Origin of the sequence: Streptomyces sp. NPDC017943 (assembly GCF_044328425.1) — a bacterium.
Classification (GTDB): domain Bacteria; phylum Actinomycetota; class Actinomycetes; order Streptomycetales; family Streptomycetaceae; genus Streptomyces; species Streptomyces djakartensis_A.
On sequence record NZ_JBIRHH010000007.1, the window covers coordinates 90,600 to 107,133 of the forward strand.

Sequence of the window (16,534 nt, forward strand, 5' to 3'; positions counted from 1 at the left end):
ACCGTAGGATTGCGATTTCCCCGGCGCAATAGGGACGCGGCCCTCCTCTTCACGGATGACCGGAACCCGACTTGAGGACGATCCGCCGCTCCGGACGTGTGTTCTACGCTCCCGGGCATGTCGTGGACACGTGCACCTCGCGCCGTGCTCGCGGTCTGCGTCCTCGTGCCGGCCGGACTCGCGGGCTGCGGCTCCGGCGGTGACGCCCCGGAGCGGCAGGACTCGCCCGCACCCGTGGGCCGGCTCCTGGACGACCGGGACCAGCAGGGGCGGGCGTATCGCGAGGTGGAGCCGGAAGGGGCCCCGGACGTCGGGGTCGAGGTGCAGCCCGACGCGGCCGGCGCCTGGGACGTGCGGCTGAGCGTGCGGAACTTCCGCTTCTCGCCGGCCGGTACCGCCCCCCGGGCGGCCGCGGGCCGGGGCCTCGCCCACCTCTACGTCGACGGCCACCTGGTCGCACGGCTCCGCGCCCCGCAGTACCGGCTGGCCGCGGACCTCGTCCCCCGCGGCACCCACCACGTCACGGCCCGGCTCCACGCCGACGACGGCACGGTGTGGGCGGTCGACGGGAAGCCGGTGGAGAGCACGGCCGACATCACGGCCTCCCGGCCGGACCCGGGGGAGCGGTCCCCCGGCAGCGAGGGCGGGAAGGCGCCACAGGGCGGGATCGACGGACCCGCGCCACCCCGCCCGGCAGCCGGGCGGACCGACCCGAGCGGGAGCGGGGCAGGGGCGCTGCCCGGCACCGCCACCGGCCGGCGCGGCGTGGCCGCCCGGGTCGACCGGCGAACGGCGGCAAGGGGCGCCACCGGCCGGCCGGTGCTGCCCGGCGCCGCGGGTGGGCACGCTCCGCAGGAGGAGACCGGCCGGCACACCCCGCCCCCGGTGGGCGGCCTGCTCGCCGGTCCCTCCCCCGACGGGCGGGCCGCGGGGCCGGCATGCCCGGAGGAGGGCTCGCCCTCGGGGGACGGCCGGCTCCGCGCGGGGTTCCTCGTCGACGGGCGGGCCGCGGCGCCGGTGTGCCGGGTGGGGGTGTCGTCCTCGGGGGGTGGCCGATTCGTTGTCGCTTCCCTCCCCGAAGGGCCGGCCTCGGCGGCGGTCTCCCCGGCCGGGATCCCGGTGCCGGGCGGGGGCTGGGTTCACCCGGACGGGGCCTAGGGGCATCATGAAACCCGTGCCCCCCACGACACCCCTCCGCCGCGCACCCGTGCAGCGGCGCAGCGCGGAACGACTGACCCGGATCCTCGACGCCTGCGCCGACCTCCTCGACGAGGTCGGCTACGACGCCCTGAGCACCCGGGCCGTCGCCCAGCGCGCCGGAGTGCCCATCGGCTCGGTGTACCGCTTCTTCGGCAACAAGCGGCAGATGGCCGACGCGCTGGCGCAGCGCAACCTCGAGCGCTACACCGTGCGCATCGCCCAGCGCCTGGAGGGCGCCGGTGTCGAGGCAGGCTGGCGCGGGGCCATGGACGCCGTGCTCGACGAGTACCTGGAGATGAAGCGGACCGCCCCCGGCTTCTCCCTCGTCGACTTCGGCAACCAGATCCCGGTCGGCGCCCGCCAGGCCGAACCGAACCACCGCGTCGCCGACCGCCTCACCGAGCTGCTGGGCGGCTACCTCGACCGCGAACCGGACGAGGACCTGCGCCGGGTGTTCCTCGTCGCCGTCGAGACCGCCGACACCCTCGTGCACCTGGCCTTCCGGGTCGCGCCCGAAGGCGATCCCAAGGTCATCGAGGAGGCACGGCAGATGCTGCGGTCCTACCTCTCGCGCGTGCTCGACTGACCTCCCGGAGAACAACGGCGTCCGGCCGGTCCTGCCGCCGGCAGGCGATGCCGGCAAGGGCCTCCCCTCCATGCATACCGGTCGGTATGCTCGGGCGGGTCAGCGCGTCACCGCCGCCGTCCCGGGAGGACCCGTGTCCCGCACCGCCCTGCGTATCTGCCCCCTGTGCGAGGCCACCTGCGGCCTGACCCTCACCATCGAGGGAACGCAGGTCACCCGTGCCCGCGGCGACCGCGACGACGTGTTCAGCCGGGGCTTCATCTGCCCCAAGGGCGCCTCCTTCGGCGCCGTCGACTCCGACCCCGACCGGCTGCGCACCCCCCTCGTCCGGCGGGACGGCGCACTGCGCGAGGCGACCTGGGAAGAGGCCTTCGACGCCGTCGCCACCGGGATCCGCCCGATCGTCGAGCGGCACGGCCCGCACGCGGTCGGCGTCGTGCTCGGCAACCCCAACGTGCACACCATGGCCGGCGCCCTCTACCCGCCCGTCCTGCTCGCCGGGCTCGGCACCCGCAGCGTCTTCACCGCCTCCACGGTCGACCAGATGCCCAAGCACGTCTCCAGCGGCCTGCTCTTCGGCGACGCGAACGCGATCCCGGTACCCGACCTCGACCGCACCGACCACCTGCTCCTCATCGGCGCCAACCCGCTGGAGTCCAACGGGAGTCTGTGCACCGCCGCCGACTTCCCCGGCAAGCTCAAGGCGCTCAAGGCTCGCGGCGGCACCCTCGTCGTGATCGACCCGCGGCGCACCCGCACCGCCAAGCTCGCCGACCGGCACATCGCCGTCCGGCCCGGCACCGACGCCCTGCTGCTGGCGGCGATGGCCCGCGTGCTCCTCGACGAGGGCCTCGCCGACCCGACCCCGCACGTCCAGGGCCTCGACGAACTCGACGAAGCCCTGCGGGACTTCACGCCCGAGGCCGTGGCCGAGGCCTGCGACGTGGAGGCCGGCCTCATCCGTGCCCTGGCCCGCGACCTCGCCGCCGCCCCCACCGCCGCCGTCTACGGCCGCATCGGCAGCTGCACCGTCCCGCACGGCACGCTCGCCAGCTGGCTCGTCGACGTCCTCAACGTCCTCACCGGCAACCTCGACCGGCCCGGCGGCGCGCTCTTCCCGCAGGCGGCCACCGACCGGACCCCGCGCCCGGCCGGGCCCGGCCGCGGCTTCGCCCTCGGACGCTGGCACTCCCGCGTGAGCCGGCACCCCGAGGCCAAGGGCGAACTGCCCCTGTCCGCCCTGGCCGAGGAGATCGACACCGCCACCGAGGAGGGTGAACCGGTGCGCGCGCTGATCGCCGTCGCCGCCAACCCGGTGCTGTCCGCACCCGACGGCGACCGGCTCGACAAGGCCCTCGACTCGCTGGACTTCATGGTCAGCGTCGACCCGTACCTGAACGAGACCTCACGCCACGCCCATGTGGTCCTGCCCCCGCCCCCGCCCTCCCGCAGCCCGCACCACGACTTCGCCTTCAACACCCTCGCCGTGCGCAACCAGGTCCGCTACACCCGCCCCGCGATCCCGCTGGAGCCGGACCGCATGGCCGAGACGGAGATCCTGGCGCGGCTGATCCTGGCCGTCACGGGCATCCACGGAGCCGATCCGGAGGCCGTCGACCGGATGGTCGTCGACCAGACCCTCGGCAAGGCGGTGCAGGAGCCCCACTCGCCGGTCCACGGCCGCGACCCGCACGAGCTCGCCGGCCAACTCACCGGCGACACCGGCCCCGAACGGCGCCTGGACATGATGCTGCGCCTCGGCCCCTACGGCGACGGCTTCGGCGTACGACCTGACGGGCTCAGCCTGGAGAAGCTGCTCGCACACCCGCACGGCATCGACCTCGGCCCGCTCCAGCCCCGCCTGCCCCAGCCCCTGAAGACCCGCAGCGGCAAGGTGGAGCTGCTGCCCGGCCCGATCGCCGCGGACCTGCCCCGGCTGCGCGCGGCCCTGGCCGACCGCCCCGCCGGGCTCGTCCTGGTCGGCCGCAGGCACCTGCGCTCCGCCAACAGCTGGATGCACAACCTGCCCGCCCTCACCGGCGGTTCGAACCGCTGCACCCTGCACATCCACCCCGAGGACGCCGAACGGCTCGGCGTCACGGACGGGGCACCGGTGCGGGTGAAGGGCGCCGGGGGAGAGGTCACCGCCCCGGCCGAGGTCACCGACTCGGTCCGCAGGGGCGTGGTGAGCCTGCCGCACGGCTGGGGCCACGACCGCCCGGGGACCCGCCTCGGCCACGCCGCGAAGGACCCCGGCGTCAACGTCAACCAGCTCCTCGACGGCCGCCTCCTGGACCCGCTGTCGGGCAACGCGGTCCTCAACGGAGTGCCGGTCGAGGTGGCCCCGCAGACCGTCCCGCAGACCGCCCCGGGCGCCACGCCCTCGGCCGGAGAGTTCGGCGCGCTGACCTGAGCAAAGCTGTGACCAGCAGTTTTGCGCTTATTGCTCGCACGTCAACGTCTTGTTAACGCTGCTCGACGGCACCTAACGTCGCGGACACCGCCGGCCCTGGTGGGATGTTCAAGGGCGAACGTTAGGTATCCACTCATGCTGACCATCCTCGGCTTCGCCATGATCGCGACCTTCCTGGTCCTGATCATGATGAAGAAGATGTCGCCGATCGCGGCGCTCGTGCTGATCCCCGCGCTGTTCTGCGTGTTCGTCGGCAAGGGCGCCCACCTCGGTGACTACGTCATCGACGGCGTGACCAGCCTCGCCCCCACCGCGGCGATGCTCATGTTCGCGATCGTCTACTTCGGCGTCATGATCGACGTCGGGCTCTTCGACCCGATCGTCCGCGGCATCCTCAAGTTCTGCAAAGCCGACCCCATGCGGATCGTCGTCGGCACCGCCGTGCTGGCCGCGATCGTGTCGCTGGACGGCGACGGCTCCACCACCTTCATGATCACCGTCTCGGCGATGTATCCGCTGTACAAGCGCCTGAAGATGAGCATGGTCGTGATGACCGGTGTCGCCGCCATGGCCAACGGCGTGATGAACACCCTGCCCTGGGGCGGCCCGACCGCCCGCGCCGCGACCGCGCTCAAGCTCGACGCCAGCGACATCTTCGTCCCGATGATCCCGGCGCTCGCGGTGGGCCTGCTCTTCGTGTTCGGCCTCTCCTACGTCCTCGGCGTGCGCGAGCGGCGGCGGCTCGGCGTGCTGACGCTGGACCAGGTGCTGGAGGAGGAGAAGGAGACCGAGACGGTCCTGGTCGGCGCCGGCGGCCCGGGCGACGGCACGGTCTCCCTGCGCAAGAGCGGCGCGGCCGGCACCGGCTCCGGCACGGACGCCCCCGAGGGCGCCGGCGGCACGGGCGCCCCCGCCGGGGACGACGGCTTCCAGGGCCTCGACCCGAACCGCTCCACCCTGCGCCCCAGGCTCTACTGGTTCAACGCGCTGCTCACGGTCGCCCTGCTGACCGCCATGATCACGGAGCTGCTGCCGATCCCCGTGCTGTTCCTGCTGGGCGCCGCGATCGCCCTGTCGGTGAACTTCCCGAACATCCCCGACCAGAAGGCCCGGCTCGCCGCACACGCCGACAACGTGCTGAACGTCTCCGGCATGGTCTTCGCCGCCGCCGTCTTCACCGGCGTCCTCCAGGGCACCGGCATGGTCGACCACATGGCCACCTGGATGGTCGACGTCATCCCGGCCGGCATGGGCCCGCACATGGCCCTCGTCACCGGCATCCTGAGCCTGCCGCTCACCTACTTCATGTCCAACGACGGCTTCTACTTCGGCGTCCTGCCCGTCCTCGCCGAGGCCGGCGCCGCGCACGGCGTCTCCCCGCTGGAGATGGCCCGCGCCTCCCTGGTCGGCCAGCCGCTGCACATGTCCAGCCCGCTCGTCCCGGCCGTGTACGTGCTGGTCGGCATGGCCAAGGTGGAGTTCGGCGACCACACCAGGTTCGTCGTGAAGTGGGCCGCCCTCACCTGTCTCGCCATCCTCGCGGCGGGCATGCTCTTCGGGATCATCTGAGAACCCGATGGAGGACGTCATCGTGAGGCCCGGTGGGAACCGCGGCTGGCTGCTCCGCCTCGTCATCGCCTTCGGCTTCGCGCAGGGGGCCGTGTCGATGGCCCGGCCCGCCGTCTCCTACCGGGCCCTCGCGCTCGGCGCGGACGAACGGGCCGTCGGCGTGATCGCCGGCGTCTACGCGCTGCTGCCCCTGTTCGCCGCCGTGCCCCTGGGCCGCCGTACCGACCACGGCCGCTGCGCGCCCCTGCTGCCGTTCGGCGTGGTCCTGATCGCCGGGGGCTGCGCGCTCAGCGGCGTCGCCGGCTCGCTGGGGACGATGGCCCTGTGGAGCGGGGTGATGGGCCTCGGGCACCTCTGCTTCGTCATCGGAGCCCAGTCGCTCGTCGCCCGCCAGTCCGCGCCGCACGAACAGGACCGCAACTTCGGCCACTTCACCATCGGGGCCGCGCTCGGCCAGCTCGTCGGCCCCATCGCCGCGGGCGTCCTGATCGGCGGCGAGGACATGGCCGCCACCAGCGCCCTCGCCCTGATCGCGGCGGGCGCGACCGCGGCCGTCGCGTTCACCTCGCTGTGGCGCATCGAGCACCGCCGTACGGCCGCGGCCTCCCGCGGCGGTTCGGGGGAGCGGGTCCCGGTCGGGCGCATCCTGCGCACCCGGGGCGTGCCGGCGGGCATCCTCATCAGCCTCGCCGTGCTGTCCGCGACCGACATCCTCACCGCCTACCTCCCGGTGGTGGGCGAGCACCGGGGGATCGCGCCCTCCGTGGTCGGTGTCCTGCTGAGTCTGCGCGCCGCGGCCACCATCGCCTGCCGCCTGGTGCTGACGCCGCTGCTGCGGCTGCTGGGCCGTACCGTGCTGCTCACCGTGACGTGTCTGCTGGCGGCCCTGCTGTGCGCGGGTATCGCCCTGCCGGTACCGGTGTGGGCGCTCGGCCTGCTGCTGGTGGCGCTCGGTTTCTGCCTGGGTGTCGGGCAGCCCCTGTCCATGACGACGGTCGTCCAGGCCGCCCCCGACGGCGCCCGGTCCACGGCCCTGGCGCTGCGGCTGACCGGCAACCGGCTCGGGCAGGTCGCCGCCCCCGCCGCGGCCGGGCTCGTCGCCGGCGTCGCGGGCGTGGCGGCGCCGTTCGTGATGCTCGGGGTGCTGTTGCTGCTGTCCTCGGGGGTCGCCGTGCGCTCGCCGGGGGGACCGCGAGGTGGGACGGCCGGGGACGCGGAGCCCGGCGGGGAGCCCGTCGGGGAGCTCGGCGCGAAGCCGGGCAGTGCGCGCCGTGGCCGGCGGCGCGGGGTGCCGCTGCGCCGTAAGAGCGATATCTGACGTGTCGCAGGGCGGGGCTGCACGCGAATCGGCGGTGAGGTGACAGAGAGTCAGGTGACGGTGTTTGTATGAAAATCATCTGACTTGGAGGCATCTTCATGCCCGTCGTACCCCTCGCGCGCCGTGCCGGCACCCGGTCCGCCGTCCTCGCCGCCCTCACCCTCACGGGGATCACCCTGAGCGGGGTGCCCGCCGTCGCCGCTCCGATCCCGGGGGACAACGGAGACGTCAAGATCCACGCCACCACGACGACCGCGGACAACCAGCGCAACGACCCGAAGGTCTGCGACTTCTACCTCGCCGCGTTCAACTTCGACGCCGGCGAGAGGGTCAACTGGACCATCCAGACCGAGCCCGAGGTCCCCGGCGGGGCGACCCGCAGCGGCACGGTCACCGCCGACCCGACCGGGCGGGCCCGCAGCAAGGCCGTCGACCTGCCCAACGGGCAGTACAAGCTGACCTGGCTGACCGACCAGGCCAACGGCGCGGGCAAGTTCAAGGTGTTCAAGGTCGACTGCCCGACCTCCAAGCCGACGACGCCGGTCGGCGGTCCGCCGGCGGGCGGTGGCGGCATCGCCCGCGGCGAGGCCTTCACCCCGGTGGCCGGCGCGGCGGCGGTCGGCTTGGCCGCCGTCGCCGGGACGGTCTGGTTCCGGCTCCGTCGCCGCCCCGATGGCGCCGCGTAGGACCGGCTCCGCGGATCGCTCCGCTCGGGTGGAACGGGGTGGGGGCCGGGCCGGGCCGGAACCCGGCCCGGCCCCGACGGGGCGGCGCGGTTCCGCCCCCGCGCCGGCGGGCCGGCGCGGTCCCGGCCCCCTCCCGCCGAAGGGCCGACGGGACACCGGCTCCGCTCCGCCGGAGCGACACCGGCCCGGCCCCATGCCGCCCGAGCGGCGCAGGCCCGACCCCGTGCTGCGGGAGCCACGTGGGACCGGCTCCTTGCCGCCCGAGGGGCGTGGGACCAGCCCTGCGCGGCCGGAGTGGCGTCGGGGCGGCTCTGTGTCGGTGGGGCGGCGTGTCGGTGGCCCCGGCCTTCCGGAGGAACGTACGACCGGCTCCCTGCCGCCCGAGGGGCGGCGCGGGACCAGCCCTGCGCCGCCGGAGTGGCGTCGGGGCGGCTCTGTGTCGGCGGAGCGGCGTGTCGGTGGCCCCGGCCTTCCGGAGGAACGTACGACCGGCTCCCTGCCGCCCGAGGGGCATGGGACCAGCCCTGCGCGGCCGGAGTGGCGTCGGGGCGGCTCCGTGGCGTCGGGGCGGCGTGGCGGCGGCCCTGATCTTCGGGAAGGGCGAGGGACCGGCCTCGTGTCGTCCGAGGGGCTTGGCACCGGGCTCGTGGTTTACGAGGGGAATGGCGTCGGCCTCGTGGCGTACGCGGGGCGCGGGCGTAGCTCCGTGGCTGCCGAGGGGCGTAGCGGCATCCCCGTTCACAAGGAGCGGCGCGGGTCCGGGCCGTTGTCGCAAGGGCGGTACGGGGCCACGCGTGCCCCGGGGGGCGTCGGGAGGGCCGACCCCCGGGCCCGGCGGCCGGTCGGTGAGCGTCGCGATGCCGCTCACGGCGGCCGCCCGGCCGGGCGGTGGGCGCCCGCCCCCGGGGCGGAGCGGCCGCAGCGTTCCGGGGGCGGCCACGGTTCCGGTTCCGGTTCCGGCGGCTTCGACGGGGGGCCCACCGGCCCCGGTGGGCGGTGGCCCCGCGCGCGGCGGCCCTGGTACCGGACCCGGGCCTTCCGGCTGGCGCGGACCGTAGTCGTGGGGGTGTCGGTGCTGGTCATGGGGTTCTCCTTGGACTGGGGCGGCGACACCGGGGACACGGTCGCTGCCCTCCCGCCCGGCTCCGCCCGGGCCGCCGCGGCCGGTCCGCCGGCCGACCCCCGTGCGGGCTCGGCCGCGCCTCGGGCCGGTTCCGGAACCGGCGCCGACGCGCCCGCGCACGGCTCCGGGACCGGCACGGCCGCCGTCCCCGGGGTCACGGACCGCTCCGCCGCAGCCCTCCCCGCGGCCCCCGCCCGGCGTTCCGCGGCTCCGGCCGCCCCGAAGGCCGGGCCCCGCCGCACCGAACCCGCCGCGATGCCGTCCCGCACGCCCGGCGCGCGGGCCACGGCGTCACCGGGCCGCGGGCCCTCCGCCCCCGGGTCCCGCACCGACGACCACCCGGCCCGTCCCAACCGGCCCGCAGCCGCCCGCTCCGCCCGGGCACGCCCGCCCGCCGCCGCAGCCCGCACACCCCGGCCCCGTCCCGCGCTGCGCCCGCTGCCGTACTCCCGTGCCACGCGGCTGCTCATCCCCTACCTCCAGACCGACGCCCCGGTGATGTCCCTCGGCCTCGACCGCGAGCACCGGCTGACCGCACCGCCGGGCGACGACCCGAAACTCGTCGGCTGGTACGAGCAGGGCGCCGCACCCGGCGGGCAGGGCACGGCCGTGGCCGTCGGGCACCTGGACACCGACAGCGGCCCGGCCGTGTTCGCCGGGCTGCCCGAACTGCGGAAGGGCCGGATCGTGAAGGTCCGCCGCGCCGACGGCCGGACCGCCGTCTACACCGTGGACCGGGTCAGGTCCTACGAGAAGGCGCACTTCCCGAGCCAGGAGGTGTACGGCGCGCGCGGACGCCCCGAGCTGCGGCTGATCACCTGCGGCGGCAGCTACGACCGCAGGAAGGGCTACTCGGGGAACGTCGTGGTCTTCGCCCACCTCACCGCCGTCCGCTGACCGGGACGGCCCGGCCGCACCGGGCCGTCCGCCTTCTCACCAGATGGACGGGAGCACCCGATCCCGCCCGGTGTCTTCCCCCCGCCGCACACATTCCGTTAACTTCCGTGACCCACAGCCCCGTACGACCCGTACGGGGCTCCCGACCGCGGAGCACCAGCGCCCTGACGACCCCTCGGGGGCCCTTCATGACACGCGCCATCTCCCTGCACGACGTCAGCAAGGCCTACACGCGCGGCGCCCGCGTGGTGGACCGGCTGTCGCTGGACATCGCCCCGGGCGAGTTCCTCGTGCTGCTCGGCCCCTCCGGCTGCGGCAAGTCGACCGTGCTCAGAATGATCGCCGGCCTGGAGGAGATCGACGAGGGCATGCTTCTGCTCGACGGCGAGTACGCCAACGACCTGCCGCCCTCCGGCCGGGACATGGCGATGGTCTTCCAGAACTTCGCCCTGTACCCGACCATGACCAGCCGCGACAACATCGGCTTCCCGCTGCGCATCGAGGCCCCGGGCGTCGACCACCGCGCCCGGGTGGACGCCACCGCCCGCATGCTGGGCATCGAGGACCTCCTGGACCGACTGCCCGGGCAGTTGTCCGGCGGGGAGCGCCAGCGGGTCGCGATGGGCCGGGCCATCTCCCGCCACCCCTCGGCCTTCCTCATGGACGAGCCGCTGTCCAACCTCGACGCCAAGCTCCGCACCCACCTGCGCGCGGAGATCTTCCGGCTGACCCAGGAACTCGGTGTCACCACGGTGTACGTGACCCACGACCAGTCCGAGGCGATGTCGCTCGGCGACCGGGTCGCCGTGCTGCGCGGCGGGGTCCTCCAGCAGATCGGCACGCCCAGGCAGGTCTACGCCCTGCCGAACAACATCTTCGTCGCCGCGTTCATCGGCACCCCGCGCATCAACCTGCTGCGCGGCCTGGTGCGCGCACCGCTGGACGGGGCGATGACCATCAGCCTGGGCAAGCAGTTCCTGCGCCTGCCCGAACCGCTGTCCCTGGACCACCAGTTGCTGCGCGTGCAGCAGGGCCGCGAGGTCATCGTGGGCCTGCGCTCGGAAGCCGTGCGGATCGCCAAGCACAGTGCGGCCCGGCCCGGCGAGGTCCCCCTGACCGGGCTGGTCGAGCACGTGGAGTTCCAGGGGCACGAGATCCTGGTGCACTTCGACACCGGCTCCAGCCCCGCCGTCGTGCCCGACCTGGAGGCACCGCGCCCCCGCCCCGGCCGTCAGGTGCGGCGCCGCCGCCGCGAGGTCTCGGTGCTGACCCGGCTGCGGGAGCGGGCCCTGGCCGGACGCGCCGGGCCCGTGGTCGACCTGGAGGACCGCCGGGACAGCGGAGCGGGACAGGAATCCGCCGAGCCCCGCCTGCCCGGCGACCTGATCGTGCGGACGACACCGGACCTCGCCCTGCGCCACGGCATGCAGGTGCCGCTCCTCGTCGACCTCGCCCACCTGTTCGTCTTCGACCAGCACGGCGACCGCATCTGCCCCGATCCGGCGCGCCTGCCCGACCTGGAGGAGTGAGCGGCGGCACACCCGGGCGTGGCCCCGGGCGTGCTGTGACGAGCCGAACCCGGGGATGTCTGGCGCCGGAAAACTATCGTCGCTAGTTTATGTACCGGACGACGACGCCCCGCCCCGGAGGAAGCGCGATGAAGGCATACGACGGCATGTACATCGGGGGTGCCTGGCGCCCGGCCGCCGGCCAGGACGTGATCGAGGTCGTGAACCCGGTCGACGAGCAGGTCGTCGGCACGGTCCCGGCCGGCACCGCCGAGGACGTCGACGCCGCCGTCCGGGCCGCCCGCGCGGCCCTGCCGGCCTGGGCCGCCACCCCGCCCGCCGAGCGCGCGGCACGGCTGTCCGCGCTGCGGGACGTGCTCGCGGCCCGGGCCGACGAGATCGCCGAGACCGTCACGGCCGAGCTCGGCTCGCCGCTGAAGTTCTCCCAGGCCGTCCACGCGGCCGTGCCGATCGCGGTCGCGGGCTCCTACGCCGAGCTGGCGGCGACGTACTCCTTCGAGGAGAAGACCGGCAACTCGGTCGTGCACCACGAGCCGATCGGCGTCGTGGCCGCGATCACCCCCTGGAACTACCCGCTGCACCAGATCGTCGCCAAGGTCGCCCCGGCCCTCGCCGCCGGCTGCACGGTCGTGGTGAAGCCGGCCGAGGACACCCCGCTGGTCGCCCGCCTCTTCGCCGACGCCGTGCACGAGGCCGGGGTCCCGGCGGGCGTCTTCAACCTGGTCACCGGCCTCGGCCCGGTCGCCGGCCAGGCACTCGCCGAGCACCCCGGTGTCGACCTGGTCTCCTTCACCGGATCCACCGCCGTCGGCCGCCGCATCGCCGCGATCGCCGCCGGGCAGGTCAAGAAGGTCGCCCTCGAACTCGGCGGCAAGTCCGCCAACGTCATCCTGCCGAGCGCCGACCTGGCCAAGGCGGTCAACGTCGGCGTCGCCAACGTCATGTCCAACTCGGGGCAGACGTGCAGCGCCTGGACGCGGATGCTGGTCCACCGCGAGCGCTACGACGAGGCGGTGGAGCTCGCCGCGACGGCCGCCGCCAAGTACGGCGAGCGCATCGGCCCGGTCGTCAACGCCAAGCAGCGCGACCGGGTGCGCGGCTACATCGAGAAGGGCGTCGCCGAGGGCGCCCGCCTGGTCGCCGGCGGCCCCGAAGCGCCGCGCGAGACCGGCTACTTCGTCAGCCCGACCGTCTTCGCCGACGTCACCGAGGGCATGACCATCGCGCAGGAGGAGATCTTCGGCCCGGTCCTGTCGATCCTCGCCTACGAGGACGAGGAGGACGCCCTGCGCATCGCCAACGGCACGGTCTACGGCCTGGCCGGGGCCGTCTGGGCCGGGGAGGAGGCCGAGGCGGTGGCCTTCGCCCGCCGGATGGAGACCGGCCAGGTCGACATCAACGGCGGCCGCTTCAACCCCCTCGCCCCCTTCGGCGGCTACAAGCAGTCCGGGGTGGGCCGCGAACTCGGCGTCCACGGCCTGGCCGAGTACCTCCAGACCAAGTCCCTCCAGTTCTAGTCAGGGGAGTCCTTCCGCCATGGCCGTCCGCGCCGCCGTCCTGCCCGCCGTGGGCTCCCCGCTGGAGATCACCGGCATCGAACTGCCCGACCCCGGACCCGGGCAGGTCCGGGTCCGGCTCGCCGCCGCCGGGGTCTGCCACTCCGACCTGTCCCTGTCCAACGGCACCATGCGCCTGCCCGTCCCGGCCGTCCTCGGGCACGAGGGCGCCGGCAGGGTCGTCGCCGTCGGCGAGGGCGTCACCCACCTCGCCCCCGGCGACGGGGTCGTCCTCAACTGGGCCCCGTCCTGCGGCTCCTGCCACGCCTGCTCGCTGGGCGAGGTCTGGCTGTGCGCCAACGCGCTGAACGGCGCCGCCCGCGTCCACGCGCGCACGTCCGAGGGCACCGACCTCCACCCGGGCCTGAACGTCGCCGCGTTCGCCGAGGAGACCGTCGTCCCCGCCGACTGCGTCCTGACCGCCCCGGACGGCATCCCGCTCGCCGACGCCGCCCTCCTCGGCTGCGCGGTCCTCACCGGCTACGGCGCCGTCCACCACTCCGCCCGGGTGGGCGCCGGCGAGACCGTCGCGGTGTTCGGGGTCGGGGGAGTGGGGCTCGCGGCGATCCAGGCGGCCCGGATCGCGGGCGCCTCGAAGATCGTCGCGGTGGACGTCTCCCCGGCGAAGGAGGACCTGGCCCGCGCGGCCGGTGCCACCGACTACCTCGTCGCCTCCGACACCACCGCCCGCGAGATCCGCGGTCTGACCGGCAAGCAGGGCGTCGACGTGGCCGTCGAGTGCGCCGGACGCGCGGTCACCATCCGCACGGCCTGGGACTCCACCCGCCGCGGCGGCCGGACCACCGTCGTCGGCATCGGCGGCAAGGACCAGCAGGTGACCTTCAACGCCCTGGAGATCTTCCACTGGGGCCGCACCCTCTCCGGCTGCGTCTACGGCAACTGCGACCCCGCCCGGGACCTGCCCGTGCTGGCCGAGCACGTCCGGGCGGGCCGCCTGGACCTCTCCGCCCTGGTGACGGAGCGCATCTCCCTCGACGGCATCCCGGCCGCCTTCGAGAACATGCTGGCGGGCAAGGGCGGCCGCGCCCTGGTCGTCTTCTAGCCCGCACACACCCGCGCCCCGGTCTCCCACGGGACCGGGGCCTTCGCCGTGCCCGCACACCGCGACGGCCACGCACCGGCGAGAAGTCCTGGTGCACGACCCGTTGACGCACATACCGTCCGGTCAGTACGTTCCCCGGAACCCGCGCCACCCCCCCGTTCCGTTCCCGCACCCCCCGTCCCTCCCCGCACCCCCCGGAGCGTGCACCACATGGACACGGCACCTTCCGCTCGACCCGCCACCGCCACCGCACCCCCCGCCGGCCACCGCCGCCGCGTGGCCACCGCCGCGGCGCTCGCCTCGGCCGTCGAGTGGTACGACTACTTCGTCTTCGGCATCGCCGCCGCCCTCGTCCTCGGCGATCTCTACTTCCCCGCCGGCAGCTCCACCGCCGGCGTCCTCGCCTCGTTCGCCACCTTCGCGGTCGGCTTCCTCGCCCGGCCGCTCGGCGGCATCGTGGCCGGCCACCTCGGCGACCGGCGCGGCCGCAAGCCGATGCTCGTCCTCGCGCTCACCCTCATGGGCGTGTCCACCACCGCCATCGGCCTGCTGCCGACGTACGACACCATCGGCGTCGCCGCCCCGATCCTGCTCGTGCTGCTCCGCGTCGCCCAGGGCGTCGCCGTCGGCGCGCAGTGGGGCGGCGCCATGCTCCTGGCCACCGAGTACGCCCCGCAGGGCAAGCGGGGCGTCTACGGCAGCGTCGTCCAGCTCGGCGTGCCCATCGGAGTGGTCACCGCCAACACCGTCTTCCTGCTGGCCGGCGCGCTCACCACCGACTCGGCGTTCACCGCCTGGGGCTGGCGCGTGCCGTTCCTGGTCGGCCTGCTGGTGCTCGGCCTCGCCTGGTACATCCACACCCGCGTCGAGGAGACCCCGGCGTTCCGGCAGGCCGAGAAGGCGCTCGCCGAGAAGGAGAGGACCGAGCAGAGCTCACCGCTGCGCACGATCCTGCGCGGCCACCTCGGCACCGTCCTGCTGGCCGGCGGCTCCTTCGCGGTGAACACCGCGACGTTCTACATCCTCATCACCGGCGTTCTCGACTACACCACCCGCGAACTGGACATGGCCAAGGGCCCGGTGCTGACCGTCTCGCTCTGCGTCAGCCTCACCCAGCTCGTGCTGATCCCGGCCGCCGCCGCGCTCTCCGACCGCATCGGCCGCATCCGGATCTACGCCCTCGGCGCCGCCGGCATCGCCGTGTGGGCGGTCCCGCTGTTCCTGCTCATCGACACCGGCTCGCTGCTGTGGCTCGCGGTCGGCACCTTCGTCGCCAGCTGCTTCCTCAGCGTCATGTACGGGCCCCAGGCCGCCCTGTTCGCCGAGCTGTTCACGCCCGAGATGCGCTACACCGGCGCCTCCCTCGGCTACCAGATCGCGGCCGTCGCGGGCGGCGGGCTGGCCCCCTTCGTCATGGTGCTGCTGCTGGAGGCGACCGGCACCTCGATGGCCGTGTCGGGCTACATCATCGCCCTCTCGGTGATCGCCCTGCTCTCCATCAAGGTGCTCGCGGGCCGGGCGCGGTCCGGGGAGCCGGAGCCCGCGGACGGACCCGCCGAACCGTCCGCGGCCGGACCCGTGGACGGCTCAGCGGGCTGAGTCCGGGGCCCGCTCGGGCGAAGGCTCCCCGGCCGCTCCCGGAGCCTTCGCCCCGCCCGAGCGCGCCCGCGACCGCGACACCGCCACCCCCGCCAGGCACAGCACACCGCCGGCCAGCGTCAGCAGCCCGGGCACCTCGCCGAGGAACAGCCAGGACATCAGCACGACCAGCGCGGGCGCCGCGTACGTCGTCGCGCCCATCCGGCTCGCGGTCGTCCGGGACAGGGCGTAGGCCCACGTCGTGAACGCCAGGGCGGTCGGGAAGACGCCCAGGTACACCATGTTGAGCGTCGCGGACGCGGGCGCGCGGGCGGCCTCCTGCACGAGCTGCCCCGCGAACGGCAGGCACACCACCGCCCCGACCAGGCAGCCGAACGTCGTCACCTGGAGCGGGCTCGCCGTACCCAGCGCCGGCTTCTGCGCCACGACCCCGCCGGCGTAGGCGATCGCCGCGAGCAGGCACAGCACCACGCCCAGGACCGATGAGCCGCCCTCACCGGACATCGACAGCCCCACGGTGACCGCACCGGCGAACGACACCCCCATGCCCGCCAGCAGCCGCGGCGGCATCGGGTCGCCGAGCAGCCGCGAGCCCAGCAGCGCGATCAGGATGGGCCCGGTGTTCACCACCAGGGCGGCCGTCCCGGCGTCGACCTGCTGCTCGCCCCAGTTGAGGGCGACCATGTAGAAGCCGAACCAGAGCACGCCGGATATCGCGATCCCGCGCCAGGCGGAGCGCGGCGGCCACGTCTCCCGCCGCAGCAGGCAGATCACGCCCAGCGTGAGCGCCCCGGCCAGCAGCCGCCCCAGCGCCAGGGCGCCCGGCGAGTACGCGTCGCCCGCGCTGCGGATGGACACGAAGGCCGACGCCCACAGCACCACGGTGACCGCGGCCGCCCCGGCGGCCAGAAGCTCGGCCCTGCGGGCGGGACGGGATGGGGAGACGTTCATCATGCTCCTGAGGCTAGGAGGGGACCGCGGCGGAACGCTCGCGG

At 74.6% G+C, this 16,534-nt stretch carries 12 protein-coding genes; 11 read left to right on the plus strand and 1 reads right to left on the minus strand.

Annotated elements, in window-relative coordinates; all coding sequences use genetic code 11:
* The first annotated feature begins 117 nt into the window (after window positions 1-117).
* The 11 genes from ACH4C6_RS23255 (at window position 118) to ACH4C6_RS23305 (ending at window position 15,539) form a co-directional block, all read left to right on the plus strand.
* Window positions 118-1,158: a hypothetical protein gene (locus tag ACH4C6_RS23255; protein WP_398110515.1), complete on the plus strand. Its 1,041-nt coding sequence runs from the start codon at window positions 118-120 to the stop codon at window positions 1,156-1,158.
* 7 nt (window positions 1,159-1,165) lie between these two features.
* A complete protein-coding gene (locus ACH4C6_RS23260) occupies window positions 1,166-1,786 on the plus strand; it encodes a TetR family transcriptional regulator (protein WP_398110516.1) in 621 nt (206 codons plus the stop codon).
* Window positions 1,787-1,919: 133 nt separating this feature from the next.
* Window positions 1,920-4,199: a molybdopterin oxidoreductase family protein gene (locus ACH4C6_RS23265; RefSeq protein WP_398110517.1), complete on the plus strand. Its 2,280-nt coding sequence runs from the start codon at window positions 1,920-1,922 to the stop codon at window positions 4,197-4,199.
* A gap of 135 nt (window positions 4,200-4,334) precedes the next feature.
* Window positions 4,335-5,768, plus strand: a complete 1,434-nt coding sequence (locus tag ACH4C6_RS23270) for a CitMHS family transporter (protein WP_398110518.1) — start codon at window positions 4,335-4,337, stop codon at window positions 5,766-5,768.
* Between the two features lie 22 nt (window positions 5,769-5,790).
* A complete protein-coding gene (locus tag ACH4C6_RS23275) occupies window positions 5,791-7,086 on the plus strand; it encodes an MFS transporter (protein ID WP_398110519.1) in 1,296 nt (431 codons plus the stop codon).
* A 98-nt stretch (window positions 7,087-7,184) separates the two neighbouring features.
* Window positions 7,185-7,772: a hypothetical protein gene (locus ACH4C6_RS23280; RefSeq protein WP_398110520.1), complete on the plus strand. Its 588-nt coding sequence runs from the start codon at window positions 7,185-7,187 to the stop codon at window positions 7,770-7,772.
* Window positions 7,773-8,853: 1,081 nt separating this feature from the next.
* Window positions 8,854-9,792, plus strand: a complete 939-nt coding sequence (locus ACH4C6_RS23285) for a class F sortase (RefSeq protein ID WP_398110521.1) — start codon at window positions 8,854-8,856, stop codon at window positions 9,790-9,792.
* A gap of 188 nt (window positions 9,793-9,980) precedes the next feature.
* Entirely contained in the window at window positions 9,981-11,321 is a 1,341-nt protein-coding gene (locus ACH4C6_RS23290; protein ID WP_398110522.1) for an ABC transporter ATP-binding protein, read from the plus strand.
* Between the two features lie 128 nt (window positions 11,322-11,449).
* The gene (locus tag ACH4C6_RS23295; RefSeq protein WP_398110523.1) at window positions 11,450-12,838 is read left to right on the plus strand and encodes an aldehyde dehydrogenase family protein; all 1,389 of its coding nucleotides are present in this window, start codon (window positions 11,450-11,452) and stop codon (window positions 12,836-12,838) included.
* 19 nt (window positions 12,839-12,857) lie between these two features.
* Window positions 12,858-13,940, plus strand: coding sequence for a Zn-dependent alcohol dehydrogenase (locus tag ACH4C6_RS23300; RefSeq protein ID WP_398110524.1), 1,083 nt, complete (start codon window positions 12,858-12,860; stop codon window positions 13,938-13,940).
* 210 nt (window positions 13,941-14,150) lie between these two features.
* Window positions 14,151-15,539, plus strand: a complete 1,389-nt coding sequence (locus ACH4C6_RS23305) for an MFS transporter (RefSeq protein ID WP_398110525.1) — start codon at window positions 14,151-14,153, stop codon at window positions 15,537-15,539.
* Here ACH4C6_RS23305 and ACH4C6_RS23310 read toward each other — a convergent pair.
* The gene (locus tag ACH4C6_RS23310) at window positions 15,528-16,493 is read right to left on the minus strand and encodes a DMT family transporter (RefSeq protein ID WP_398110526.1); all 966 of its coding nucleotides are present in this window, start codon (window positions 16,491-16,493) and stop codon (window positions 15,528-15,530) included. The two genes, ACH4C6_RS23305 and ACH4C6_RS23310, sit on opposite strands and share 12 nt — an antisense overlap.
* Window positions 16,494-16,534: the final 41 nt, after the last annotated feature.